A 23,683-nucleotide genomic window follows, 5' to 3' on the forward strand; every position below is an offset into this window, starting at 1 on the left:
ATCTTACTCCTGCCTGCGGCCGCTTATCTTGGAGTGGCCGTAAGGAGGAGTTTTCTCACTATAAGGAGTGTTTAGGATGGATGCAGAGCTAAGTTCACAGCCTATCGTAGCAACAAATCGGGTATCGAAGAAGAAAATGAACTGGTATTTATGGGGTACACTGTTTATTTTACCGGAAGTCGTGTTATTCATCATTTTTCTCTGGGTGCCTATTTTTAAAGGAATTTTCTATAGCTTCTACAATGTTGATTTCGTAGATGGCAATCATTTTACTGGCTTTGCAAATTATGTGAGTATTCTGAAGGATGATCTGCTTTGGATTTCAATAAAGAATACCTTGATCTATATGGCTTTAGGTATCATTCTTGGCTTCTGGATTCCGCCGCTAGTCGCCATTGCGGTTTCTGAACTTCGTCGGTTTCAAGGCGCAGCCCGCATTATCAGCTATTTGCCAAGTGCCGTGCCCGCGATCGTTTTATACGGGATGTGGATGTGGTTCTTTGATGCCGTGGGTCCTATCAACAGTCTGCTAGCAAAAATAGGGATTGATCAGGTTTCCTTTTTCAGTCCCCAATTAGCCATGGCTTCCATTGTTGTGCTAGAAACCTGGCAAAGCTTCGGGGCAGCTACCTTAATCTATATTGCGGCAATCGTTGGAATACCAAAAGATTTGTACGAAGCCGCTGAGATCGATGGCGCTAGTGTGTGGCAGCGGGTTCGTTATATTATTTTGCCTAGTATAAAGACGCTCATGGGACTCCTGCTCGTGCTCCAACTAATCACAACCTCTCAGGGCTTCCAAGCGCAGTTATCGATGACAGACGGCGGACCCAATAACGCAACGCTAACGTACTTACTATGGCTTAACCACACCGCGTTCCGCGACCTCGAATTTGGTAAAGCAAGTGCCATGGGCAGCTTAATGTTCTTTGTGCTCATTGGAATGACCGTCCTTTATAACGTCATGCAGCGTAGGAGTGAGAAAGCATGAAGCAAGACGAACGAGGATTAATTTCTCAGCATGATTTCAAAAAAGGTTCCGTCAAATTCGGCTACACGCTAATGGTTCTACTTATCCTCGGGATTGCGGTTACGACCATTTATCCGTTTCTCAATACGTTTTTCGGCTCACTGAAAACGCGGGAAGAGTTTTTTACCTTTCCACCGACCTTTTTCCCCAAGCATTGGATTTGGAAAAACTACGACGATGCTTTCAATAGCTTCGACCTTCCTTTATTGACCTTTTTGAAAAATACCATATTTATTTATATAGGAAATGTCGTGTGTTCCTTGTTATTTATTGGGTTAGCTGCCTACGCACTATCCCATTTGAAAGTCCCGTTCAAGCGATGGGTAACCCTGTTCTTTTTCTCCACATTGTTGATCCCGCCAGCAACGTACATCGTTCCAAACTTTTTGAATTTGAAAAGCTTAGGCATGATCAACACCTACTGGGCGTTCTGGTTGCCAGCGGCGGCCAATGCGTATTTCATGCTACTGCTCAAAAATTTCTTCGATGGCATTCACAAAGAGGTGCTGGAAGCTGCACGCATCGACGGGGCAAATGAATTCAAATCTTTCCTGCGGATTGCCGTTCCACTGTCTACACCGATTATTGGCACTCTACTTATGTTATCGTTCTCTACGACGTGGAATGATTTCTACTGGCCGAACATTGTGATGACGGATAAAAGTATGTACCCGCTTGCTACAGGCATTTATCGTTATGTGGTGTACTCGAACTCGGTTATTCCATGGAGTGTGCGCTTCGCGGTGTTGACGATGGCTATGCTGCCGCCAGTGCTCTTCTTCCTGATTTTCCAGAAATTTATGATTCGGGGCTTATCGGTGTCTAGTGTAAAAGGTTAAGGAGAAAACGCCCGTCAGAATGCGAATTCTGAAGGCGTTTTCTTGTTGCTTAAAGGAGAATCCTTCAAGCTTAGCGAACGTACTGATAGCCTGCATGTAGGGGCTGATCATGTTAGCCTGGCGGAAAGCTTTTGGAAAGGATGAGGGGCACGTTATGCGCAAAATGCTGCAAAATATGAAGTTGATGAAAAAACTAATTCTACTGCTGATAGTCTTCGTTGTGATTCCAACGCTCGTCTTGGATTTGGTAGTCGCTAAGAAGCTGGAATCCATTACTGAGGAGCAAGTAGGGACTGCCCTTCTTCAATTAGTACGAGGAAGTCATTTGACATTGGATCGGGAAAGCAGCGATTTTGAAGAAAAAACAGAAAAAATTATGATATCCCAAGAAATTCAACAATTAGTCAGTGTTCCCTCATCTTCGGAATATGAGCGTTTTGAAATTTTCAAAGCGTTAGATAAATATTTGAACAATTACTCTACGAATGCTGTGCGATACTCGTTGTTTTTCTCAGACAAGGATAAATTGTATTCGTTCGTCCCGAATTCAGACTTGTTGAATAACGGGGTGTTTTATTCGACGGATATGACGGATCTTTCGTGGTATAAAGCGGTCAGTCAAGCGAAAGGAAAGGGAATTATCCGCGTGATTGATAAATTCGGGTACAATCCGAACAACACGCAAACAGTTGCCTACTTGAGGCAATTAAACAGTATTTATAATGGTGAAACTGTGATTGGCTACTTAGTTGTATCGGGTATTGAGACGCCGCTGCAGATGGATTTTGTTCCTTTTGATAAATATAAAGATGCGCAAATCCTATTGCTAGACCCGGATAATACCGTATTGGCGACGAATACGGAAGCTTTTGGCATCGGCTCGAAGATTGGTATACCCCAGGGGAAAGAGGAAGGGGTGTATAAGCAATTAGACAATGGTGAGGAGATTATGTCGGTCATTCACACGAGCGAGATTACGGCTACCAAGCTGCTCATGCGAGTGCCAGTGGAGTCGATTATTATCGATCATATCTCGGTTCAGCGACTTGTGGATTGGATTATGTTGATCTATTTCTTGATACTGATTTTGGCGAGTATGTACTTTATTCAATCGATTTTGAAGCCGATATCTCGACTTGCGCGCATCACGAATTCGTATCACCCCGGTAAACCACTGGCCATTGCCATGCATGCGGAGAGTAAGAATGAGATCGTGCTGCTTAGCAATCATTTCATTCGCATGACGAATCGTTTGAATCAGACGATTTATGATCAATACGAACTAGAACTGAAGCATAAAGAAGTTGAATTGTCGATATTGCATACACAAATTAATCCACATCTTCTGTATAACACGTTGGAGTCGGTTTATTGGCATACGTTAATGGAAGGAGCGGCCGAATCAGCTGAAATGATTAAGGATTTGTCTCTCATCATGCGAATAGGGTTGAGTAAAGGCAAGCTGCTCATCCCTGTGATGGAAGAAATCAATCACGCGGAAGCTTACATACGGCTCCAACTATTCCGTTATGAGTATGCGTTCAAAGCGCATTGGGAAATTGATGAAGAAGCCAAACGCTTTCTTATGCCGAAGGTAATTTTGCAGCCGATTATTGAAAATGCCATCCTTCATGGTATCAAGAATATGAGCCAAGACGGGGAACTTTGGATCAAGGTGAAGCATACGAATGGTAAAATTATGATCAGTGTTGAGGATAATGGCTATCGCTCAGCGGATATTGCCATGCTGAATGCGATTTTGCAAGGGAAAGAAAGCAATAAAGGATTCGGTATTATTAATGTTCAAAAGCGGATCCAGCTGCATTTCGGGGAAGGCTTTGGTCTGCAGTATGCGTCGCGGGAGGATCAGGGCGTGCGGGCTTGGATTGAGATTCCGGCTGTGAGTGATGAGACGGATTGGAAGTAGGTAGCCCCCTTAACGGGGGCGCTGCCATTTCTTGCGATAGACCAACGGCGTGTCGCCAGTGCGATCTTTGAACAGATTAATGAAGTGGCTGACGTTGTCGATGCCCACTGCGGCTGCAATTGCGGAGACGGGGATGTCGGAATATTTCAATAGCTCCTTCGCATGCGTCATACGGATGCCGATCAGGTATTCATGCGGCGATAAGCCGGTATACTGCTTAAAACGTTTGGCCATATGATACTTGCTGACGGCGTATTCCTGTGCTAGCTCGTCTAGGGAAATAGACTCTATGAATCGCAACTGGAGTGTTTGGCATATCGCATCGATGTAATCAGGCTTGTCCGACTTGGACAGGCTTATTTGTTGTGCGGAAAGGACGATCTCTGTTAGCAGCTCAACGAGCAGCTTGGAAGTAAGGAGTTCCGTTGCCGCGCTTCTCTGTTGTTGGATTTGTAGTGATTGACGTATCAAGCTTGAGGCCGTGGAATCGTTGGATAATTGCAATACGGGATCATGTGCGGCAGCATACTGCTCATAATAGGCAGCTGTAGAGCTGCCGTTCAGATGGACCCAAAGCAGCTCGAGTGGCTCCTGTGGATTGGCGGCGTAGTGATGATAGTGATCACAATGGATGAAAAATAACTGATTGGTGCCTAAAGGATAGCTTTTATTTTGAAAAGTTAATTCTCCAGTGCCTCTTAGAATGTAGGCGATTAGATAGGAATCAAGCCCTTCTCGTTCTGTGAAATAGCCAGGCAGTGTATGGAAATGCCCGATTTCTTGAATGTAAAAAAGGTTCGTCTTCGCAAATGAGGAGGGGCTGGCAATGAATCGAATCGAGTCGTCCGACCATGCGGTTGTGTAATTTTCTTTCATGTGAGGAACACCTTTCATCATTCACAAGATTCTATTATTTTAAAACAAGATCCTTGGATGTTATCTGTATTGTAAGCCATTACAATAGTTATATAAAGTTACTATTTTCCGAGTGAATGGAGATGCATATATGTCAATTTATCCTGTTATTAAACCATCCCTCAAGCCGCGAATCGGATTATACTCCGTAGGGCTTCGTGCATATTGGGAGCAGTTTCCAGGCTTAAAGGAGCGATTAGAAGAGTATGGGCGATTCATAGAGAGCCGAATGTCCGCTTGGGCAGAAGTGTATTACTATGGTCTCGTTGATACGGAAGGGGAAGGGCGGAAGGCAGGAGAATGGCTGAATGAGCGCCACGTAGATCTCGTATTTTGTCATGCAGCAACCTATTCTACAAGCTCAACCGTGCTGCCGGTCCACCAAATTTGTCAAGCGCCTGTCGTGTTTCTCAACTTGCAGCCAACGGCAAGACTGAATTATGAACAATCGACAACTGGGGAATGGTTAGCACATTGTGGAGCTTGCCCTGTACCTGAGTTTGCCAATGTGTTTAACCGAGCGGGCATCCCATTCCGGGTTGTGAATGGCTTGCTGGGACTGGATTATACACCAGCGATCTCGCTAACCGATGAAGTGACCCATGAACGTCGTGAAGCGCTGCGTGCGTGGAAGGAAATTGAAGGGTGGGTTCGGGCGGCTGGAGTACCACGAGCATTACAGCATAGCCGCTTTGGCTTTTTAGGTAATACGTATAGTGGGATGCTTGATATGTATAGTGATTTTACGTTGCTTTCGGCACAAACAGGCCTTCATGTAGAAGTGCTTGAAATGTGTGATCTTGACCGTATGCTGCGAGAAGTGACCGCTCAGGATGTGAAGCAGAAGCTGGATGAACTGCATGAGATGTTCCAGATCAGCGGCGACTCACCCTCTGACCCGATTGCGAAAAAACCAACCGAAGAGCAGCTAGAGTGGTCGTGCCGCGTGGCTGCTGCACAAGAGAAGCTTGTGCGTGCCTTTGATTTAGACGCCTTGTCGTACTATTACCACGGCGCGCCCGGCGGTGAATACGAGAAGCTCCAAGGCGGCTTCATTGTGGGGCACTCGCTGCTAACAGCGCGTGGCATTCCTTGCTCCGGCGAAGGAGACCTGAAGACGGCTGTCGCGATGAAAATCAGCGATATTCTCGGCGTCGGAGGCTCCTTCTCGGAAATTGTCGTCGTCGATTATATCGACGAGACGATTTTGCTCGGCCATGACGGGCCGTTCCACATTGCGATTTCCGAAGGAAAGCCGATTTTGCGCGGCATGGGGTTGTATCACGGCAAGCAGGGCACGGGCGTGTCCGTCGAAGCGAAAGTGAAGACGGGCGCGATCACGACGCTGAACGTGACGCAGACCGGTGATGGTAAGCTGAAGCTGATATCCAGCGAAGGCGAATCGACGAACGGGCCGATTATGAGAATCGGCAACACGCAGACCCCAGTGAAGTTCCGTGAGCATCCGGATCCGTACATGTCACGTTGGTTTGCGGAAGCGCCGACGCATCACTGTGCTTTGTCAATTGGACACAATGCGTCCCAATTTCAAAAGGTCGCAGAGCTGATGAATCTGAAGCATGTGATTTTGTAGCTCTCCTACTAAAAAACGCAACTGCCCACTAAATGGGAGTTGCGTTTTTTTACATCCACTTTCGTGGGAATGCGTTGCAAGTTAATTTTGCGGAAACGAAGTCACATCTTCATGCGATTCAGTAGCTTCCTGCAAATCGATATAATGATCGATTGAATCTAAAATTTGACTAAGCGGCGACTGAGCAAAAATAATTCGATCCGCGTGAATAGCGTTATAGGTGCTGTCATCTTTGTTAATTTTGAATCCTCTATAATTCTCGTAAATAGTTTTCATGGCAATTTCTCCTTCGCTAGGATGTATATATTAAAATAGCATCAATTGGATAAGTTTGGTAGAGGTGTAAAATAAGAGTTTCTGTCGCATTGTGATATATTACATGTTTTTCTCATTAATTTATGTGGAATGGAGAGGATAGGTAAAGGGAGATCTAATCTTTGCTATTCTGTTCTTTTTTATGTTACAGTTATAAAGAGGTGATGACAAGTGTTAAAATTAAGTATTTTGGATCAGTCACAGATTGGGGAAGGTCGCAATGCTGCGCAAACGTTAGCTGAAACGACCGAACTTGCGCAAGAAGCAGACCGCATTGGATATAACCGCTTCTGGGTATCGGAACATCACGCCTCACAAGCTTTAGCGCATTCGAGTCCTGAGGTTTTGATTGCACATTTGGCAGCCAAAACAGAGCGAATTCGACTAGGCTCCGGCGGCATCATGATGCCGCATTATAGCGCTTATAAAGTTGCCGAAAATTTCCGCTTGCTAGAGGCGCTTCATCCCGGACGTATCGATGTTGGGTTAGGCCGTGCACCAGGGGGAATGCCCATATCGACGCGAGCATTGCAAGAAGGTAAATACACAGGAGTTGACCAATACCCGCAGCAGATCGCTGATTTGACGGGTTATTTATATGATTCACTTCCAGCGGGGCATAGGTTCGCGGCGCTGCATGCGTCCCCGATCATTCCTACGGCGCCGGAAATTTGGCTGCTAGGCTCTTCCTATGACAGCGCAAGAATTGCTGCTGATCAGGGGGCTGCTTTCGGCTTCGCGCAATTTTTCGGGAATGCGGATTGTGAGCAGGCATTGCGTATTTATCGCGAGCATTTCACGCCGTCAATCTTGAATGAGAAGCCTCACTCTTTAGCAGCAGTGCTTGTCATCTGCGCGGATACGGAGGAAGAAGCCAATCAACTGGCGCTGAGCACAGATTTATTCTTCTTATCTTTAGGTCGTGGGATGCTGTTACCGTCGTTCCCGTCAGTGAATACGGCGCTCAATTACCCTTATACGGAGAATGACTATGCGATGATTCGCAATGGTCGCCACAGACGAATTGTAGGTACACCGAGCCAAGTGAAAGAACAGATTTTGAAGTTGAACGAAGCTTACCAAGCGGATGAGATCATGGTCGTGTCACCGATTCATAACATCGAAGCGCGATTACATTCCTATCGTTTGCTGGCGAAGGCTTTTGATTTGTAAGAAGTGGGCAGTGGCCATCCCTGCTCCTTCCGCGCATAAGCTGGAGAATCTATTCTGAAAACCTGCATTTGCGTTTTTTGGCAACTGCCATTACACTTAAACAAAAAACGGTGGAGTGGTGGCATGAGCAAGAATCGTGTATGGAACAAGGGAAAACGGAATGGTGGAGGTGGTCCTGCGCCTGGCACAGGGTATAAAGAGAAGCTTGCAGCGGAGCAACCTTTTCAAGCGGAAGTCATTGATCTTTCCAATCCAATTAATCAAGTGAAGCGTATGAGCCGCGAGAACTGGGTGGAACGTCCAACTCGACCTGCTCGCGCGCAACAGCCGAATAAGTAACAATGAGTACCAAGCCTAAACATCTCTCTTCATGGGATTGTCTAGGCTTTTTTTTACGCCAAAATTCTCGTTAGCTAGTCACGCATGCGACTTTTTTCGCCTTACATGCCATATACATGGAAAAAAGTGCCGAGGTGTAGGGTTATGCACGAAGCGGATAAGATTAGACAAGGGAGGCCATGCATCATGAGATCCGTTTTAAAGTTAGAAATCGAGGAAGCGAAGGTGATGATTGCTGCTGGTATTGGAGTTGCGGAGGAAGCTCAGGCAGCAGAAACGATCTGTATCGTCGACGACGGCGGTTATTTGTTAGCCTTAGAGCGCATGAATGGGGCGCGCAACACGAGCCCAGAGCTGGCCATGGCAAAAGCATTTACTGCAAGCGGGCATCGGCGTTCGACGCATCTGTTCAATCAGCCTGGCGGGCCTGCAACGATTCATGGGGAAGCATTTGGGATCCACGCCATGATGCCGGGGAAGTTTGCAATTTTTGTAGGTGGATTTCCCATCGTGGTTAACGGGCAAGTCATTGGCGGGGTGGGCGTAAGCGGAGGGGCTGGTGAGGAGGATATTGCCGTTGGTGTAGCGACCTTGAAGGCGCTGCAGCAACACTTAGGTAATCAATATGAGGTGCTAACCAATCCAGATATTAAAAAATGAGAAAACCCCGAGAAATCGGGGTTCTTTTCTTTATCAAAGTAAGCTTCTGACGTAGGAGAATGCTTCTTCAATGGTATGATCTTGGAGTCGCTCTAACGAAATATCGACACCAGGCTTATAGGAGTGGAGCTTTGCTAAGAAGGAGGCTGTCTCGAAAATGCCTTTACCGGATTCAATTTCATTCTTTTGACCATTGTTCACGACATAATCTTTCAAATGAGTCAGCACAATTCGGTTGCCAAACGTTGTGAAGGCATGATCTAAGAAAAATTTTTGATCCCGTGGCTCAACCACTGTCGGTGGAATAAGATTAACTGGATCAAATACGACTCCTAGCGTGCTGGAAGGCACTTCTTCCAGAATGCGGGCCATTTTCTCAGTACTAGACAATGTATGAGTGAAAACCGGCTCTAAACCGATATGAACACCCCATCGTTCAGCTTCTTCTGCTAACTCCTCGACGGTCTGTCTAAGAATACCCCATCCTTTGGCCTCATATCCGTTAGCATCTTCCGCAAGATACGTAGTTAGATCACCTGTTTCCGTTGCCACGATGGACGTTCCGAAATCACGGGCGTAACGCAAATGCTCCTTGAATCGATCAATTTCATAACGACGCTGCTGCGGATCAGGATGAATTGGATTAATGTAGCATCCGAGCACGCCAATCCTTACGCCTGCACGATGAAATTGCTCGCCAATATGATTGGCAAGTGCCGGGCTTAATTTGCCGAGACTTAAATCATAGTCGCTAATCGCTTTGCTGAGTGCTAATTGAACAAAGTCGATGCCTCGTCCGCTTAACTTCGCGGTCAATTCCTTCAAGGGCAGATGGCCGACAGTATGAGCGAGTGTCCCGATGCCCATCTATCTAGCCATCCATCCGCCGTCCACGCACAGAACGTGTCCGTTCATATAATCAGAAGCGCTTGAGGACAAGAAGACAACAGGTCCTTTCAAATCCTCAGGTGAACCCCAACGACCTGCAGGGATACGCTCAGTAATGGAAGCTGTACGTTTCTCGTCTTTGAGAATAGGTGCTGTGTTGTTGGTCGTCATGTAGCCTGGAGCAATGGCATTGATTTGGATGCCTTTTCCAGCCCACTCGTTCGCTAATGCTTTCGTCACACCAGCAATTGCGTGCTTACTTGCCGTGTATCCTGGTACATTAATGCCACCTTGATACGTCAACATGGAAGCAATATTCACAATTTTACCGCTGCCGCGCTCGATCATATGACGACCAATTAGCTGGCAAAGGAAGAAAGCCGAGTTCAAGTTAAGATCAATCACATCGTGCCAATCTTGACGCGCGTGATCAACCGCTGGCGTACGACGGATAATACCCGCATTATTAACGAGAATGTCTACCCCGCCATAAATACCAATCGCTTTAGCAACAACATCCTCGAGGATGTCTTCATTGCTAAGATCTGCTGCGATAAGCTCAGCTTTGCCACCTAAAGAGCGGATGATTTCAACAGTTTGAACGCTTTCAGAAGAAGATACCGCGATTACGTTCGCACCAGCTTCAGCAAGTCCGATCGCCATGGCTTGGCCTAGGCCGCCTGAAGCACCTGTAACGAATGCTGTTTTGCCTGATAGATTAAAAAGTGTCATGACGTACTCCTTTTCTATAATAGAAAGTATAGGTTCAACTTTGTATCTTGCTCTTACAGCGTTTCGATCTGTATGCCTGTTTCGCGGAACTGTGACGCCGTTTCCTCCGATAGCCCGCTATCGGTCAAGATCATAGCCACTTCAGAAAGAGAGGCGAAGGTTCGCAAAGCACATTGTCCAAATTTGAAGTGATCTATCACTCCATAAACAGTTGCGCTGGAACTGATGAGCGCGCGCTTATATTCAACAAGATCATTCGTATAAATGGTAAAGCCATGCTGCAAATGCACACCAGTCGCAGAAATAAACGATTTCTGAATGTTGAGACCGCGCACATACTCTACAGCTTCTGGGCCTGCAAGCATATTCCGCAGACGATAGCCGCCAGGAACGACTAACCGAATTTCATCCTTATGGACAAGTTCGGAGATGATATATAAATCGTTAGTTACAACCGTAAGCGGCTGATTATCCAGCCGCCTAGCGATTTCAAGCGTTGTAGATCCGCCATCCAGCGCGATGATATCGCGTGGTTGGATGTATCGAAGAGCAAGGGACGCAATCTCCGATTTTTTATCTGCATGCTTGATATTCGGTTCTTTCGCAGAAAGAATGCCTAACTGATCGCTTTGAGCTAGCATAGCACCGCCATGTATGCGGATTAGCAGCCCTTTTTCCTCCAGCTTGGCTAAATCTTCACGAATGGTCTTTCCAGTTACTTCTAGACGTTCACTCAGCTCATTCACAGTGACTTCCTTCTGAGCGAGTAAAACTTCCATAATCGTTTCATATCTACGTAAAGGATTCATCGGGTTTCATCCGTTCTTATCATGGGATTACCGATTATTTTAGATCTTGCATCGCAACTGCATCCATATCGTTGAACATTTGATTCTCGCCAGCCATACCCCAAATGAATGTGTAGTTGTTCGTACCCACACCGCTGTGAATGGACCAGCTCGGTGAGATGACAGCTTGCTCATTGCGCATAACAACATGACGTGTTTGTTGCGGCTCACCCATCATGTGGAAGACAACAGCATCTTCTGGCATGTCAAAATAGAAATAAACTTCGGAACGACGGTTATGCGTATGCGTTGGCATTGTATTCCACATGTTGCCTGGTTTCAATAATGTCATACCCATAACAAGTTGACAGCTTTGAATGCCATCCAAGTGGATGTATTTATAAATAGTACGCTCATTGGAAGTATTGATGCTGCCTAGGTGAGCAGGCGTTGCTTCGCTAATCGCTACTTTCACAGTTGGGTATGTTGTATGAGCTGGTGTTGAGTTAAAGTAGAACTTCGCTGGGTTCGCAGCATCATCACTTGAGAAAGAAATTTCTTTGGAACCAAGACCGATGTAGATGCAATCTTTGGAATCCATTGTGTACGCTGTGCCATCAACAGTAATTGTGCCTCTAGCTCCTACGTTGATGATACCGATTTCGCGGCGCTCTAAGAAGTAGTCAGCAGCCATTTCTTTCGTGTCAGCTTCTAGTTTAAGTGTTTCAGTCGTTGGCAAAACGCCGCCAATAATAAAACGATCAACGTGTGAGTAAACTAATGTCACTTGATTTTCTGTAAATAAGGATTGAATTTGAAATTCTGCTTGTAAGCGTTCTGTGTCGAATTGTTTAACTTCGTTCGGGTGTGAAGCGTAGCGGATATCCATGGGTTCATTCTCCTTAGAATTGGTTTATTTGTGTTGATATACGTTCATATAGGTTTAATTTACTTCATATCAACGATTTAGGCAAGGAGATCTTCTGCGCATTTTCGGAAATTTGAAAAGATGTGAATAAAGTAAGCGAGATGTGTACAAAACAAGCAAACGAGCGATGTTAATCATGAGAATAGGAAATAAGGAGGTACATGTGAATGGACAAAAGTCATTATTTTGATCGTGTATGTAATGATACAATTCCAACCCTGCCAGAGGAAGAAGACACAACTCCGACAGACATGTTAAGTGACGCAGTTGAAGAAATTATGGATAATTTAAGTCACCCATTTTCAAATGATGATTACACCGATCGTGACTCTGTAAAAAATGATTAACTACTATAGGAATAGCAGCAGTGGAATCCCTTCAGCATGAAGGGATTTTCTTTTTGTAGAGAGGGGAGTAGAATGTCCTTAAGAAAGGTTGGAAAGGAGCTCTCCATGATGCAAACGGCACGTCTGTTTCCAGCTTTATTGACGGATTTTCCCTGCCTTCCGCAGGTGCTGGCCTACTATTTTAAACAATGGCAAGGCTTTCATATGTCCTTTCATCGACATGATGCAACCGAGATTATGTATACGATACATGGCTTTTGTGATGTCGAGATTCAGCTCTCAGCTGCACGGACTGACAGGGTAAGATTGAAAAAAGGAGAATTCATTTTACTGGACGCCAATGTCGCTCACCGACTTATTGTAGAGGACGAAGAGCCGTGTCGCATGCTGAATGTGGAGTTTCGTTTTACCCGTCATCAAGGTGTGACACCTTCACTTCAACAGCTTGCCGCCGAAGAAAAGCAACTATCCTCATTATTGGAGGTTCAGACGGCTTACTTAGTGCTTCGTGATCCGGATGAAGTCTACCATGTGATGAAAAGCTTGGTACTAGAGTTAGATAAGCCGGCTGGCAAAAGTGAGACGATGATTCAATTATTAATTGCGCAGCTCTTAATACGCATTGCTCGGTTAAGCCGCGCAACAGTGAGTAGCTCTTTGGTTCAAAGCGAGTGGTATGTCAAGCAAAGCATGGATTATATGCACCAGAATTATGATCGCGAGATTCAAGTGAAAGATATTGCAGGTGCTGTGAATCTACACCCGGGCTATTTACAGCGAATATTCAAAGCAGTGACAGACCAAACGCTTATGACCTATTTAACGGAAATTCGCATGGAAAAAGCGCAAATGCTGCTGCTTGAAACCGACATCCCAATTGCGGATATCTCAGACTATATCGGTGTGGGCAGCAGGCAGTATTTTCATTTGTTATTTAAAGCACATACGAAGATGACACCGACGGAATATCGGAGATCGATGAATAAACATACAGTCGCCTATCCAGAAGGAAGTTAGAATTTTTGACAATTGGGAAGCGAGGAAGTTAGGAATTTGATAACGTTTTCTCTCATCTGCTTGGTACAATGTGAAACATAGACGAAGTGATAGAGAGGGCGATTCATATGGCATTTAAGGTAGCATTCATAGGCGCAGGCAGTATTGGATTCACACGTGGACTTCTAAGGGATTTACTATCCGTACCTGAATTTCATGATATTCAAGTGGCTTTTACAGACATAAATCCACACAATTTGGAGATGGTGACAGAGCTCTGTCAACGTGACATCCATGAGAATGGCTTATCCATTCAGATTCAAGCCACGACGGATCGTAAGGAAGCATTAGAAGGTGCGAAATACGTACTATGCACGATTCGTGTGGGGGGGCTGGAGGCTTTTGCCACGGATGTCGATATTCCTTTGAAATATGGGGTGGATCAATGTGTAGGTGATACCCTGTGTGCAGGTGGAATCATGTACGGACAACGCGGTATCTCAGAAATGCTTCGCATTTGCCAAGATATTCGTGAGGTGGCAGCACCAGATGTCACACTATTGAATTATGCAAATCCGATGGCGATGCTGACGTGGGCTTGCAATAAGTATGGCGGTGTTCGCACGATTGGTCTCTGTCATGGTGTACAGCATGGTCATCATCAAATTGCCGAAGTTTACGGGTTGAAGAAGAAAGACGTGGATATTATTTGTGCAGGCATTAATCATCAAACTTGGTATATTCAAGCGACTCATGAGGGGAAGGATTTGACGGCAGGATTATTAGAAGCTTTTGAGAACCACCCCGAGTATACCCGCACGGAGAAGGTTCGGATCGATATGCTGCGCCGGTTTGGTTACTATAGCACGGAGTCGAATGGACACTTGAGTGAATATGTTCCTTGGTATCGCAAGCGAGCTAGTGAAATTCAAGATTGGATCGACATGGGATCTTGGATCAATGGTGAAACGGGCGGCTACTTACGTGTCTGTACGGAGGGACGTCGTTGGTTTGAAACGGATTTCCCGAATTGGATGAAGGATCCGGCAATCGTGTATGCGCAAGAGAAGCGCAGTGAAGAGCATGGCTCCTATATTATCGAAGGTCTAGAGACAGGCCGCGTGTATCGGGGACATTTTAACCTGGTGAATAGAGGGGTTATTTCTAATTTACCTGATGATGCGATTATCGAAGCGCCGGGTTATGTGGATCGCAATGGTATTTCGATGCCGCTTGTCGGTGAGCTGCCGTTGGGGCCAGCGGCGGTATGCAATGTCAGCATTTCAGTTCAGCGCTTGGCAGTAGAAGCGGCTGTTCGCGGCGATGATAAGTTGCTGCGTCAAGCCTTCATGATGGATCCGCTTGTTGGAGCTGTCTGCAATCCGAAGGAAATTTGGCAAATGGTTGATGAGATGTTGGTTGCCCAGGAGGCATGGTTACCACAGTATGGTGCCGCGATTGCCGAGGCCAAACAACGACTCGCCGCCGGTAACCTCATTCCAACAAAGGAGTATGAAGGGGCTGCTCGTCTGAAGGTGAAGACGGTTGCGGATATGCAGCAGGATCGGGATGCAGCGAACAAGAACGCAGGAGAAGCTGATAAAGGGAAAGACCGTGCAGCAACTACGGCATAAGGTTCGTTTATTTTCAAGTATGTTCATTTGGGTTCCTTTCAGGTATAATTAGTGAGTAAGTGAAGGGCCGCTTGCGGTCCTTCTTTTTTATTCAGACTGAAAGCGTTTTATAACGAAAGGGGAAAGTCCGATGTCTAATATTGGCGTATGGGAAGCAGCAGAACCAGGTGTGACACGTTGTATTTTGAAGGCTGAAGTTGGGTTAATGATGATGGAGGTTCATTTTGAACCTGGAGCTATCGGATATCAGCACAGTCATGTGCATGAGCAAATGTCCTATTGTTTGAAAGGTAAAATCGAATTTACAATCGATGGCGTTGTTACCGTTATTGAACAAGGCCAAACGGTTTATATACCTAGTGGAGCTAAGCATGGGGTTACTGCATTGGAAGACTCTGCACTATTAGATGTATTTACACCGATTCGCGAAGACTTGGTGAAAAGATAACCAGTTGCTCCTGCAACTGGTTTTGCATTGCCAAGTTAGGAATCTAACATTTGTGAAAAAGGAAGGTAGAACCTCATGCAAAATAGCGGTAAATTTGCTTGGACATGGACGATACGTGAGGAAGTTCTTGAGGAGTATGTTCAAATGCACTTGGCTCCTTGGCCAGAGATTATGGAAGAACACAGTAAAGCAGGAATCAGAGATTATTCCATTTTTCAAAATGGTACACAGTTTTTCTATGTCTTTTTATGCGATGATATAGATGCAGCTTTCGCTTACCTTGCGGAGAGCGACGCATGTAATCGTTGGAATGCCATTACCTCAAAAATGGTCGTAGGTTCCTTCGACTTCCGTGAAGCTGTCCCGATCAGGCCAATGCGCGAAGTTTTTTATTTGAAGTAAAAAATGATAGATGATAAGGATGACTAGAGTAAATCTAGCATCCTTTTTATTTTTCCAACAATTTACCAGAGTAGGCAGGGCGTGGGTTTAGGGGAATAGAAACCTACTTGAACTACTAATAGGTTTGGGATAGTATGAGTTTCAGAGTGTTTTTTGAAAGGAACGTGAGTATGAATAACCTAAACTTAACTCTATTGATGAAAGCATCGCGATTTAGGGTTATTCCCGTTATGATCATTCCAGTCCTATTAGGTGGATTGGGCGCAATTGTGTGGAACGATACCTTTCATCCATTGCTATTTGTGCTAACCTTTATTGGGTCAATTGCAGCACATTTATTCTCAAATATGATTAATGACTTATGGGATTTCCGAAATGGTATCGATACGGCAGCCAAAGAAACGGCTTCTACGATTTCAACGAATTCGGGTTTCCTAGCAAATGGTACCATTGCAGAACGGACTTTTAGTATAATCACATGGTCGTTATTTGCAGTTGCCCTTATCTGTGGACTTATACTAAGTATAAGCAGCGGTTGGCTTGTTCTTGTATTCGGAGGCTTAGGTGCCTTGATTGCGTATTTCTATGTGGCTCCGCCTATTAAATTTGGATACCGCGGCAAAGGGTATAGCGAAATTGCTATTTTGCTTTCCTTCGGTGTTTTGCCTACGTTGGGCAGCTACTATGTTCAAACCATGCAAGTTGATTATCGACCGATTCTACTGTCATTACCCATCGGTTTATTGACGACTTTAATTTTATTTAACCATCATTTTCTTCACTGGCAAGCCGATCAAAGCGCCGGTAAGCGTACATTAGTTGTAGTATGGGGCGAGAAGCGTGCCTTGGTATTCTCCAAGTGCTTATTCGTATTATCTTACGTTTCCTTAATCGCTTGTGTCATTAATGGCGTGTTCCCATACTATGCCCTACTTGCTTTACTAACAGCCATTCCTTTCTATCGTGTCTATAAGAATTTGAAATCAGAGAATCCTTCTCCAGCCTATTTGCCACTCATGGGTGCTTCGTTAAAGGCGACGATTAGAGGCGGAATGATAATGATGTTAGCCTTACTCGTACAAGCTATCTTGCAATAATGAACGAAACTTCACAACAAAGCGAGGTCATAATGATGAGCAAACAATTTACGATTGGTGATTTTCACACGATTTTGTCCGAAGGCGAAGTTTGGAAAATAGGCGGATTCCCGATGCCTGACGGTTCTTTCTGGGAATTTAGAGAACCGAATGCGACGATTATCGTTCGAAATGGTATTCTCTATGCGCGAGCGCCGCTTAGTCGTAAGAATGATTATGTACAATTTTTAGATAATGCCAAGCATATGTACTATTCGGCTCAAGACGTTGAAGTGCCTGAAGAAGGCGAGATTTCGTTCGAGCTGCAAATTCGTGCGCGCACCCAAAACACGGAACCTAACGACCTCTATGATGGTTTTGTTTCATTGAATTTGCTTGATTTCACGACAGGTGCAGCCCTGGATTTCTTCGCGGGTAACGATAAATATGCAAGTGTGTATGCGGTACTTCCTTTCCCAGGTGTGCAGGTGCCTGAAACAGATAAAACCCGCTTCTTCTGTATCTTCAAGGAAGAGACGAATTTCCAAGTCCGGGAATTCAATACGTACAAAATTACGTACCACCGCGGTAACGATGAAGTTATTTTTTATGTAAATGGTGAAGAAGTGCGACGTGAGAAAAACGTACCCATCAAATTCAATCGTTTTACAGTCGCACTTGGTATGATGACCGAGAAAGATTTGACGCCGCAGGGAAGCGTCTCGCTTCACGGACAAACGATTATTGGCGAATGGTCCCCAGTCACAGTTACAATAACAGAATAAATAATACATGACGGTAAGAGCTCGGACTTCATTTCAGAAGTCGAGCTCTTTTTTGCACGCTCCTGCCTATGGGTGAATACACTGGATTACTCATCGATTAGGTTTTCTTAGGAGGTACACATGCGGAAATACACAGTCAAAAGAGATCCGCGAGATTTCCGTGATTTCACATATAGGAGTGTCAATTATATTCGGGAATCTCAACTGCCGCGCCAAATCGATTTGCGGAGCAAACTTTCTCCTATAGTCAACCAAGGTTCATTAGGCTCATGCACATCTAATGCAATCGTAAGTGGACTTCGTGAATTTTGGCTGCGAAACGAAGAAGACAATTCGACGCGGTTATCTCGGCTTTTTCATTATTGGCATGAACGCGAGTTAGAAAATACGATTAATCAAGATGCAGGGGCTACTATCCGAGATGGGTTTAAAGTCCTGCATAAAACTGGCGTATGCCCGGAAGCAGCGTGGCCTTACAAAATTGCCAATTTTCGCAATACGCCTAATCATGAAGCGGAATCCCTGGCTAGGTATTATCGAATTGACGGCTATCATCGTCTCCATGATCTAGCTAGCTTGAAGGCAGCTTTGGCTGACGGTTCTCCTGTTGTATTTGGGATATGGCTGTATGCATCTTTTGAGAGTAAAAAGGCGTCCCTGACGGGTAAGATTCCTTACCCCGATCGAAAAAAGGAACAACTTTTAGGTGGTCATGCCTTGCTAGCAGTGGGCTATAAGGATGATAAGAAAGCAGGACAGGGTGTCATTATTGCTCGTAATTCATGGGGAACCGCATGGGGGGACGGAGGATATTGCTACCTGCCATACTCTTTTTTCAAAAATAAAAAGTTAACTTTTGATTACTGGACTGGCAAATAAAATGGAAAATAAAGGAGGCCTAAAGCGATGATAAGTGTAGAAGATGCGAATAAGATTATTGCCTTCTTATCAGCCGCCTATTTCGCAACCACAGATGCAGAGGCAAGGAAAGAATTTAATCGCTTAGCGAACGAAGTGAGGAAGGCTTCAGGTCAGCCGTTAGAATGAGGACACGAGAAGGAATTTCAACGAAACGAGGGGCGGCATTCATGCCAAAGGAACAATTTATTATGCTCATTCTCATATTGTTTGTATTGCTCATCTTGTTTCTAAGTTTGTTTTTTTGAAAAGTAAATTGAGAAGCCGCTGCGGTTCGTCGCAGCGGCTCTTTGTTTTTCAGAATCCTTTGTATTGCGGCTCTTCATTTTCTAATTGTTGAACTCGAGAGGAGACCTGATCCACGATTTGCTGGGTTGACTGGGCAGCTGTCTCATATAATTGCTTGGCCTCTTGATTTTGTGTGCTAAGGGCGAAGGTTTCAAGACTGGCTTGGGCACTCTTTAAGGATGCTAAGGTAGTTTTAACTTGTGCTGCAACTGTCATTGTCGTAAACACTCCTCAATTGTAATCATGGGTAAACAAAGGAACTCCATGTGCGATTGTTAATATGCCCGCCAAGTAACCGGCTCATGTAAACAAATAAATCCAATTTAGAGCAATAATAGTTAGTGCCCGATTGGCACATAATGTAGGTATTGAAAGTTCGAGAAGGGGGAGGAATGATGTGCCTGAGTGGATACTTATTGCTATTAGAGCATTAGGTACCTTGATGTTTTTGTTTGTACTAACACGGATTCTGGGTAAAAAGCAAATTTCTCAGCTCACTTTTTTTGAATATGTCATCGGAATAACGCTGGGAGATTTGGCGGGAAATATTTCCACAGATGTTGAGGCGAATTATTTTCATGGTGTTATAGCGATATTAGTATGGGTGCTTGTGCCCTTAGTATTAGAATTATTGACGTTGAAAAGCAAAACCTTGCGTGGCTGGTTTGAAGGAAATGGTCGGGTTCTTATCAAGGACGGCAAAGTTTTAGAAGGTAATTTGAGAAAAGAACGCTATACAGGTGATGAGTTGCTTGAGCAGTTACGCACCAAAGGAGTATTTCGAGTTGCGGATGTCGAATTCGCGATGCTGGAGTCCAGCGGCGATTTAAGTATCCTTTTGAAGAGCGAGAATCAACCTCTAACACCTAAACATTTAGGTATGAAGCTGGCTATAGAAAAGCCGACACAAGCTGTCATGATGGATGGTGTCATTCAAGATGAGCCTTTGGCCGCGGCAGGTAAGAGTAGAGGATGGTTGCATACCGAGCTGGATAAGCTGGGGGTTGCGAAAGAAAATGTTTTTCTCGGACAGGTCAACACAGATGGGGAATTAACGGTTGATCTTTTTGATGACAAATTACAAGTCCCTTCACCAACGGAACGACCTGCTTTGCTGGCATGCTTAAAAAAATGTGAAGCAGACTTAGAGTTGTACTCCTTAACGACGAGCAATATAGAAGCCAAACACATGTATGAAGCTTGTTCAATTCAGTTAACCCAAGTAATACAGCAGGTACATACGATTCTCAGAGCGTAGGTTCTGAGAGAATAGGAGGAAGTCATGCCTAACAACAAGAAGAAAAACTTAACCATGACACAGCAGGAGTACCAACAATTAGCCAAGCAGCAAGAGCCCAAACGACCTGTTCTTAAAAACTGCGGCAGAGCCTTTCTAGTTGGTGGGACAATCTGTCTAATTGGTGAATGCTTTATGCATATGTTCATTAATTATTTTGGCTTTACGGAGAAAACAGCGGGCAATCCGACGGTTGCCGTCATGATTATTATCTCGGTTATCCTAACGAGCTTCGGTATTTACGACAAAATAGCCCAGTGGGCTGGTGGGGGAAGTTCTGTCCCTGTTACAGGATTTGCGAACTCACTTTGTTCCGCTGCGATTGAGCATCGGGCTGAAGGTTTAGTGCTGGGTGTTGGTGGTAATATGTTCAAATTAGCGGGTTCCGTTATCGTTTTTGGAACTGTTGCGGCCTTCTTTGTTGGAATTGCACATCTGATCTTCACGGGGGGCTGACGATATGTTGAAGGGACACCAAAGCTGGGTTTTTGAAAATCGACCCGTGATACTTTCGACAGGTACAGTTGTAGGTCCGGATGAAGGAAAAGGTCCAATTAATGAAGATTTCGATGTTGTGCATGGTGATTTGACACTTGGTCAAAAAACATGGGAAAAAGCAGAAAAAGCGCTGCTGGAAGAAGCCGCGCATCGCGCCCTGGCCAAAGCCGGCTTAACCGACGGCCAGATTCAATTCTATGTTGGAGGCGATTTGATGAATCAAATTATCTCCAATACTTTTGCTGCGCGGACGTTGAATATCCCCTATCTAGGGATATTCGGCGCTTGCTCCACTTCCATGGAAGGGCTGGCGCTAGCCGCGCAGCTGGTGGATTCAGGCGCCGCCAACTATGTGATGGCAGGCACCTGCAGCCATAACTGCACGGCGGAGAAACAATTCCGTTATCCAACGGAATACGGTTCGCAGAAGCCGCCGACGGCGCAGTACACGGTCACGGGTGCAGGGGTCGCCGTGCTTGGGAAGAGCGGAGACGGCCCTGTCGTCACCGCTGCCACGATCGGAAGGATCGTGGACATGGGGATCACGGATCCGTTCAATATGGGCGCAGCGATGGCGCCAGCCGCTGTGGATACGATCCAAACCCATTGTCGCGAGTTGAATCGCGATCCTTCCTATTACGATCTTATCGTTACGGGAGATCTAGCCTCGGTAGGGATTAACATAGCACGCGAGCTCTTCCGCAAGCATCAGTTTCCAATCGAGCAAACAACGTATGATGATTGCGGATTAATGATCTTCGATCGGGAAACGCAAACCGTTCAGGCGGGAGGCAGCGGCTGCGGTTGCTCTGCTACAGTTACTTATGGTCACTTGTTGAAGCGGATGGCGAAGGGGGAACTGAAAAGAATCCTCGTTGTCGCGACAGGAGCCTTACTTTCACCGCTTTCATTCCAACAAGGTGAGAGCATTCCGTGCATTGCACATGCTGTTTCCATAGAGTCTGGAGGTTTATACGTATGAGCTTTTTTTGGGCATTTGTCGTTGGAGGCGCCATCTGTGTGCTCGGTCAACTCATGATGGATGTTGGCAAATTAACGCCAGCGCATACCATGAGCACATTAGTCGTCCTTGGTGCCATTGCAGATGGCTGTAACTTATATGAACCGCTGATTGCCTTTGCCGGCGCAGGCGCTACGGTGCCGATTACGAGCTTCGGGAATGCCCTTGTGCATGGGGCGTTAGAGGAGCTTCATAAGGAAGGTTACATTGGCATCATTACAGGGATTTTTAAGGTGACCAGCGCAGGGATATCGGCTGCGATCATTTTCGCTTTTTTAGCGGCGTTGTTTGTGAAACCCAAAGGGTGAGGTTTGAAGGGAAGGGGGCTTATCCGGAAGTGATACGTCCCCTATTTAGTTTCTAGTAAGCATCTCGATATGAGATGAGAACTGCAAAAATGATTATTGAAGAATTGCTGCCCAAATACATCTTTTTTTACCGATATTCCATAAAAAAATTAAATGTGATGGAAAAAGATGCGTTATTCGCATCTTTTTTTAGATTCTGACTATCAGAGGACGTAGCAGGTCAATTTCAACTCCCCAAATCACCTGCCAATCAGCCCAATCAACCCCCAAAATCTCTCTACCTCGCATCCATAAATTCATTTTGTGACTATCTTCAGCTCCAAATCATCTTGCCCTTAAATACGTGGGTAATTTTAACAAATAAGTTTAGAGGATTTACAAGTATACGGAAGAAAAACTTTCCTGTACACTAGATTTACGTACATTTTGTTTATTTTCTGAGCCATACAGAAGATGAGGCAGGTTCGTACAAAAAAGCCATGTTTACGCATACAATTTTTCGAGGAATACCCCTGTAATTAGCTAGTTTGCAAACGAAGTTAACTTGACAAGCAAAACTCTAAGGAGGATCAACACATGGAAACTGCCACCCAGCATCATGTAGAAGTACTAGCTAATCTGAAAGCAAATTTAGAATCATGTATTCTTGGCAAAAGCGCTGAAATTGAATTGTTGCTTACTGCGATGTTGGCAGGTGGTCATGTTCTGCTTGAAGATGTCCCAGGAACAGGTAAAACAGTGCTGATTAAAGCATTGGCGAAATCCATAAGCGGGCAATTCCGCCGTATTCAATGTAACCCGGACTTATTGCCAACAGATATAACTGGCGTATCTATATATCACCCCAAAGAAGAGAAATTCCTATTCCGTTCAGGGCCGATCATGACCAATATTTTGCTTGTGGATGAGATTAACCGTGCCACGACCAAGACGCAATCAGCCCTGCTGGAAGCGATGGAAGAGCAGCATATTACGGTAGATGGTGATTTACATGAACTCCCGTCTCCGTTCCTAATGCTTGCGACTCAGAATCCAATCGACTTCGAAGGCACTTACACATTGCCAGAGGCGCAATTAGATCGTTTTATGATTAAGTTAAGCTTAGGTTACCCGAGTGAAGCAGCTGAGAAAATGATGATTGCATCCCAAAGCAAGGTACACCCGATGGAGGCACTGCATGCCATAGTGGATACCAAGCAAGTCCTTGACATGCAAGAGCAGGTTCGTCTGGTACATTTGGATGAAGCTGTAGCTGATTACTTAGTTACGATTTCGAGAAAAACACGTGAGCATCACGCTGTCTTCCTTGGTGCGAGTCCGAGGGCTACACTTTCACTGGTGTTAGCTTCCAAAGCTTATGCCTTCATACATGGTCGTGATTATGTCATCCCGGATGATATTAAATATTTAGCTCCGTTTGTACTCGGTCACCGTATGATCCTTCAAATGGAAGCACGCATGGATGGTATTACCATTGCCTCTGTGCTTGCTACGATTTTTGAGCAAGTACGGGTCCCGGTCAGATTGGAGAAGTGAG

At 45.2% G+C, this 23,683-nt stretch carries 28 protein-coding genes; 21 read left to right on the forward strand and 7 right to left on the reverse strand.

Annotated elements, in window-relative coordinates; translation table 11 throughout:
* Positions 1-76 precede the first annotated feature (76 nt).
* The 3 genes from J2736_RS11880 to J2736_RS11890 all read left to right on the forward strand — a co-directional run bounded on the left by J2736_RS11880 (position 77) and on the right by J2736_RS11890 (position 3,796).
* Positions 77-991, forward strand: a complete 915-nt coding sequence (locus J2736_RS11880) for a carbohydrate ABC transporter permease (RefSeq protein ID WP_310226762.1) — start codon at positions 77-79, stop codon at positions 989-991.
* Positions 988-1,869, forward strand: a complete 882-nt coding sequence (locus tag J2736_RS11885; protein ID WP_310226764.1) for a carbohydrate ABC transporter permease — start codon at positions 988-990, stop codon at positions 1,867-1,869. Before J2736_RS11880 ends, J2736_RS11885 begins: the two co-directional genes overlap by 4 nt.
* A gap of 184 nt (positions 1,870-2,053) precedes the next feature.
* Positions 2,054-3,796 carry a sensor histidine kinase gene (locus J2736_RS11890; RefSeq protein WP_310226766.1) on the forward strand — a complete coding sequence of 581 codons (1,743 nt, stop codon included), beginning with the start codon at positions 2,054-2,056 and terminating at the stop codon, positions 3,794-3,796.
* Positions 3,797-3,805: 9 nt separating this feature from the next.
* On the opposite strand, the gene J2736_RS11895 is transcribed toward J2736_RS11890, so the two are convergent.
* Positions 3,806-4,672 (reverse strand): AraC family transcriptional regulator, encoded by an 867-nt coding sequence (locus J2736_RS11895; RefSeq protein ID WP_310226768.1) that lies wholly within the window; start codon positions 4,670-4,672, stop codon positions 3,806-3,808.
* Between the two features lie 130 nt (positions 4,673-4,802).
* On the opposite strand from J2736_RS11895, the gene J2736_RS11900 reads away from it, so the two are divergent.
* The gene (locus J2736_RS11900) at positions 4,803-6,305 is read left to right on the forward strand and encodes an L-fucose/L-arabinose isomerase family protein (RefSeq protein WP_310226770.1); all 1,503 of its coding nucleotides are present in this window, start codon (positions 4,803-4,805) and stop codon (positions 6,303-6,305) included.
* A gap of 81 nt (positions 6,306-6,386) precedes the next feature.
* Here the strand turns inward: J2736_RS11900 and J2736_RS11905 are convergent, their stop codons facing one another.
* Positions 6,387-6,581 (reverse strand): hypothetical protein, encoded by a 195-nt coding sequence (locus J2736_RS11905; protein WP_310226772.1) that lies wholly within the window; start codon positions 6,579-6,581, stop codon positions 6,387-6,389.
* A 210-nt stretch (positions 6,582-6,791) separates the two neighbouring features.
* On the opposite strand from J2736_RS11905, the gene J2736_RS11910 reads away from it, so the two are divergent.
* From J2736_RS11910 to J2736_RS11920, 3 genes are all read left to right on the forward strand, one after another.
* Positions 6,792-7,793 (forward strand): LLM class flavin-dependent oxidoreductase, encoded by a 1,002-nt coding sequence (locus tag J2736_RS11910; RefSeq protein WP_310226774.1) that lies wholly within the window; start codon positions 6,792-6,794, stop codon positions 7,791-7,793.
* 123 nt (positions 7,794-7,916) lie between these two features.
* Positions 7,917-8,132, forward strand: coding sequence for a hypothetical protein (locus tag J2736_RS11915; RefSeq protein WP_068670960.1), 216 nt, complete (start codon positions 7,917-7,919; stop codon positions 8,130-8,132).
* Between the two features lie 186 nt (positions 8,133-8,318).
* Positions 8,319-8,792, forward strand: coding sequence for a GlcG/HbpS family heme-binding protein (locus tag J2736_RS11920; protein WP_310226777.1), 474 nt, complete (start codon positions 8,319-8,321; stop codon positions 8,790-8,792).
* A gap of 33 nt (positions 8,793-8,825) precedes the next feature.
* Here the strand turns inward: J2736_RS11920 and J2736_RS11925 are convergent, their stop codons facing one another.
* The 4 genes from J2736_RS11925 to kduI are packed head-to-tail and all read right to left on the reverse strand — an operon-like array spanning position 8,826 to position 12,089.
* Entirely contained in the window at positions 8,826-9,659 is an 834-nt protein-coding gene (locus J2736_RS11925) for a sugar phosphate isomerase/epimerase family protein (RefSeq protein ID WP_310226779.1), read from the reverse strand.
* Positions 9,660-10,412, reverse strand: a complete 753-nt coding sequence (kduD, locus tag J2736_RS11930; protein ID WP_310226782.1) for a 2-dehydro-3-deoxy-D-gluconate 5-dehydrogenase KduD — start codon at positions 10,410-10,412, stop codon at positions 9,660-9,662.
* Positions 10,413-10,465: 53 nt separating this feature from the next.
* On the reverse strand, positions 10,466-11,221 hold the full coding sequence (locus J2736_RS11935; RefSeq protein ID WP_310226784.1) for a DeoR/GlpR family DNA-binding transcription regulator: 756 nt from the start codon (positions 11,219-11,221) through the stop codon (positions 10,466-10,468).
* A gap of 34 nt (positions 11,222-11,255) precedes the next feature.
* Complete coding sequence (gene kduI, locus J2736_RS11940) at positions 11,256-12,089, reverse strand: 5-dehydro-4-deoxy-D-glucuronate isomerase (protein ID WP_310226786.1); 834 nt, start codon at positions 12,087-12,089, stop codon at positions 11,256-11,258.
* Between the two features lie 206 nt (positions 12,090-12,295).
* Here kduI and J2736_RS11945 point away from each other — a divergent pair, with 206 nt between their 5' ends.
* The 9 genes from J2736_RS11945 (at position 12,296) to J2736_RS11985 (ending at position 18,863) form a co-directional block, all read left to right on the forward strand.
* Positions 12,296-12,475: a hypothetical protein gene (locus tag J2736_RS11945; RefSeq protein ID WP_310226788.1), complete on the forward strand. Its 180-nt coding sequence runs from the start codon at positions 12,296-12,298 to the stop codon at positions 12,473-12,475.
* Positions 12,476-12,583: 108 nt separating this feature from the next.
* Positions 12,584-13,492, forward strand: coding sequence for a helix-turn-helix domain-containing protein (locus tag J2736_RS11950; protein WP_397340655.1), 909 nt, complete (start codon positions 12,584-12,586; stop codon positions 13,490-13,492).
* A gap of 107 nt (positions 13,493-13,599) precedes the next feature.
* Positions 13,600-15,105, forward strand: coding sequence for an alpha-glucosidase/alpha-galactosidase (gene melA, locus J2736_RS11955; protein ID WP_310226792.1), 1,506 nt, complete (start codon positions 13,600-13,602; stop codon positions 15,103-15,105).
* A gap of 130 nt (positions 15,106-15,235) precedes the next feature.
* Positions 15,236-15,553, forward strand: a complete 318-nt coding sequence (locus J2736_RS11960; protein ID WP_056609861.1) for a cupin domain-containing protein — start codon at positions 15,236-15,238, stop codon at positions 15,551-15,553.
* A 75-nt stretch (positions 15,554-15,628) separates the two neighbouring features.
* Complete coding sequence (locus J2736_RS11965) at positions 15,629-15,955, forward strand: L-rhamnose mutarotase (RefSeq protein ID WP_310226794.1); 327 nt, start codon at positions 15,629-15,631, stop codon at positions 15,953-15,955.
* 197 nt (positions 15,956-16,152) lie between these two features.
* Positions 16,153-17,052, forward strand: a complete 900-nt coding sequence (locus J2736_RS11970; RefSeq protein WP_310499101.1) for a prenyltransferase — start codon at positions 16,153-16,155, stop codon at positions 17,050-17,052.
* Positions 17,053-17,087: 35 nt separating this feature from the next.
* Entirely contained in the window at positions 17,088-17,816 is a 729-nt protein-coding gene (locus J2736_RS11975; protein WP_310499102.1) for a DUF6081 family protein, read from the forward strand.
* Positions 17,817-17,936: 120 nt separating this feature from the next.
* Positions 17,937-18,695, forward strand: coding sequence for a C1 family peptidase (locus J2736_RS11980; protein WP_310226796.1), 759 nt, complete (start codon positions 17,937-17,939; stop codon positions 18,693-18,695).
* A gap of 27 nt (positions 18,696-18,722) precedes the next feature.
* Complete coding sequence (locus tag J2736_RS11985; protein ID WP_310226798.1) at positions 18,723-18,863, forward strand: N-acetylmuramoyl-L-alanine amidase; 141 nt, start codon at positions 18,723-18,725, stop codon at positions 18,861-18,863.
* A 168-nt stretch (positions 18,864-19,031) separates the two neighbouring features.
* Here the strand turns inward: J2736_RS11985 and J2736_RS11990 are convergent, their stop codons facing one another.
* Entirely contained in the window at positions 19,032-19,238 is a 207-nt protein-coding gene (locus tag J2736_RS11990) for a DUF1657 domain-containing protein (protein ID WP_310226800.1), read from the reverse strand.
* 181 nt (positions 19,239-19,419) lie between these two features.
* Between J2736_RS11990 and J2736_RS11995 the strand changes: the two genes are divergently transcribed.
* The 5 genes from J2736_RS11995 to J2736_RS12015 all read left to right on the forward strand — a co-directional run bounded on the left by J2736_RS11995 (position 19,420) and on the right by J2736_RS12015 (position 23,682).
* On the forward strand, positions 19,420-20,280 hold the full coding sequence (locus J2736_RS11995) for a DUF421 domain-containing protein (RefSeq protein ID WP_397340539.1): 861 nt from the start codon (positions 19,420-19,422) through the stop codon (positions 20,278-20,280).
* Between the two features lie 24 nt (positions 20,281-20,304).
* A complete protein-coding gene (gene spoVAC, locus J2736_RS12000) occupies positions 20,305-20,775 on the forward strand; it encodes a stage V sporulation protein AC (protein ID WP_310226801.1) in 471 nt (156 codons plus the stop codon).
* 4 nt (positions 20,776-20,779) lie between these two features.
* The gene (gene spoVAD, locus J2736_RS12005) at positions 20,780-21,799 is read left to right on the forward strand and encodes a stage V sporulation protein AD (RefSeq protein ID WP_310226803.1); all 1,020 of its coding nucleotides are present in this window, start codon (positions 20,780-20,782) and stop codon (positions 21,797-21,799) included.
* Positions 21,796-22,146, forward strand: a complete 351-nt coding sequence (gene spoVAE, locus J2736_RS12010) for a stage V sporulation protein AE (RefSeq protein WP_310226805.1) — start codon at positions 21,796-21,798, stop codon at positions 22,144-22,146. Before spoVAD ends, spoVAE begins: the two co-directional genes overlap by 4 nt.
* A 576-nt stretch (positions 22,147-22,722) precedes the next feature.
* The gene (locus J2736_RS12015; protein WP_310226807.1) at positions 22,723-23,682 is read left to right on the forward strand and encodes an AAA family ATPase; all 960 of its coding nucleotides are present in this window, start codon (positions 22,723-22,725) and stop codon (positions 23,680-23,682) included.
* Position 23,683: the final 1 nt, after the last annotated feature.

The sequence above is a fragment of the Paenibacillus qinlingensis genome, from assembly GCF_031455095.1.
Taxonomy (GTDB): domain Bacteria; phylum Bacillota; class Bacilli; order Paenibacillales; family NBRC-103111; genus Paenibacillus_E; species Paenibacillus_E qinlingensis_A.

Excerpts from the sequence above, each read along its gene's own strand:
- J2736_RS11880 (WP_310226762.1), top strand. The coding sequence starts at position 77 with ATGGATGCAGAGCTAAGTTCACAGCCTATCGTAGCAACAAATCGGGTA.
- J2736_RS11885 (WP_310226764.1), top strand. The coding sequence starts at position 988 with ATGAAGCAAGACGAACGAGGATTAATTTCTCAGCATGATTTCAAAAAA.
- J2736_RS11890 (WP_310226766.1), top strand. The coding sequence starts at position 2,054 with ATGAAAAAACTAATTCTACTGCTGATAGTCTTCGTTGTGATTCCAACG.
- J2736_RS11895 (WP_310226768.1), bottom strand. The coding sequence starts at position 4,672 with ATGAAAGAAAATTACACAACCGCATGGTCGGACGACTCGATTCGATTC.
- J2736_RS11900 (WP_310226770.1), top strand. The coding sequence starts at position 4,803 with ATGTCAATTTATCCTGTTATTAAACCATCCCTCAAGCCGCGAATCGGA.
- J2736_RS11905 (WP_310226772.1), bottom strand. The coding sequence starts at position 6,581 with ATGAAAACTATTTACGAGAATTATAGAGGATTCAAAATTAACAAAGAT.
- J2736_RS11915 (WP_068670960.1), top strand. The coding sequence starts at position 7,917 with ATGAGCAAGAATCGTGTATGGAACAAGGGAAAACGGAATGGTGGAGGT.
- J2736_RS11920 (WP_310226777.1), top strand. The coding sequence starts at position 8,319 with ATGAGATCCGTTTTAAAGTTAGAAATCGAGGAAGCGAAGGTGATGATT.
- J2736_RS11925 (WP_310226779.1), bottom strand. The coding sequence starts at position 9,659 with ATGGGCATCGGGACACTCGCTCATACTGTCGGCCATCTGCCCTTGAAG.
- kduD (WP_310226782.1), bottom strand. The coding sequence starts at position 10,412 with ATGACACTTTTTAATCTATCAGGCAAAACAGCATTCGTTACAGGTGCT.
- J2736_RS11935 (WP_310226784.1), bottom strand. The coding sequence starts at position 11,221 with ATGAATCCTTTACGTAGATATGAAACGATTATGGAAGTTTTACTCGCT.
- kduI (WP_310226786.1), bottom strand. The coding sequence starts at position 12,089 with ATGGATATCCGCTACGCTTCACACCCGAACGAAGTTAAACAATTCGAC.
- J2736_RS11945 (WP_310226788.1), top strand. The coding sequence starts at position 12,296 with ATGGACAAAAGTCATTATTTTGATCGTGTATGTAATGATACAATTCCA.
- J2736_RS11950 (WP_397340655.1), top strand. The coding sequence starts at position 12,584 with ATGCAAACGGCACGTCTGTTTCCAGCTTTATTGACGGATTTTCCCTGC.
- melA (WP_310226792.1), top strand. The coding sequence starts at position 13,600 with ATGGCATTTAAGGTAGCATTCATAGGCGCAGGCAGTATTGGATTCACA.
- J2736_RS11960 (WP_056609861.1), top strand. The coding sequence starts at position 15,236 with ATGTCTAATATTGGCGTATGGGAAGCAGCAGAACCAGGTGTGACACGT.
- J2736_RS11965 (WP_310226794.1), top strand. The coding sequence starts at position 15,629 with ATGCAAAATAGCGGTAAATTTGCTTGGACATGGACGATACGTGAGGAA.
- J2736_RS11970 (WP_310499101.1), top strand. The coding sequence starts at position 16,153 with ATGAAAGCATCGCGATTTAGGGTTATTCCCGTTATGATCATTCCAGTC.
- J2736_RS11975 (WP_310499102.1), top strand. The coding sequence starts at position 17,088 with ATGAGCAAACAATTTACGATTGGTGATTTTCACACGATTTTGTCCGAA.
- J2736_RS11980 (WP_310226796.1), top strand. The coding sequence starts at position 17,937 with ATGCGGAAATACACAGTCAAAAGAGATCCGCGAGATTTCCGTGATTTC.
- J2736_RS11985 (WP_310226798.1), top strand. The coding sequence starts at position 18,723 with ATGATAAGTGTAGAAGATGCGAATAAGATTATTGCCTTCTTATCAGCC.
- J2736_RS11990 (WP_310226800.1), bottom strand. The coding sequence starts at position 19,238 with ATGACAGTTGCAGCACAAGTTAAAACTACCTTAGCATCCTTAAAGAGT.
- spoVAC (WP_310226801.1), top strand. The coding sequence starts at position 20,305 with ATGCCTAACAACAAGAAGAAAAACTTAACCATGACACAGCAGGAGTAC.
- spoVAD (WP_310226803.1), top strand. The coding sequence starts at position 20,780 with ATGTTGAAGGGACACCAAAGCTGGGTTTTTGAAAATCGACCCGTGATA.
- spoVAE (WP_310226805.1), top strand. The coding sequence starts at position 21,796 with ATGAGCTTTTTTTGGGCATTTGTCGTTGGAGGCGCCATCTGTGTGCTC.
- J2736_RS12015 (WP_310226807.1), top strand. The coding sequence starts at position 22,723 with ATGGAAACTGCCACCCAGCATCATGTAGAAGTACTAGCTAATCTGAAA.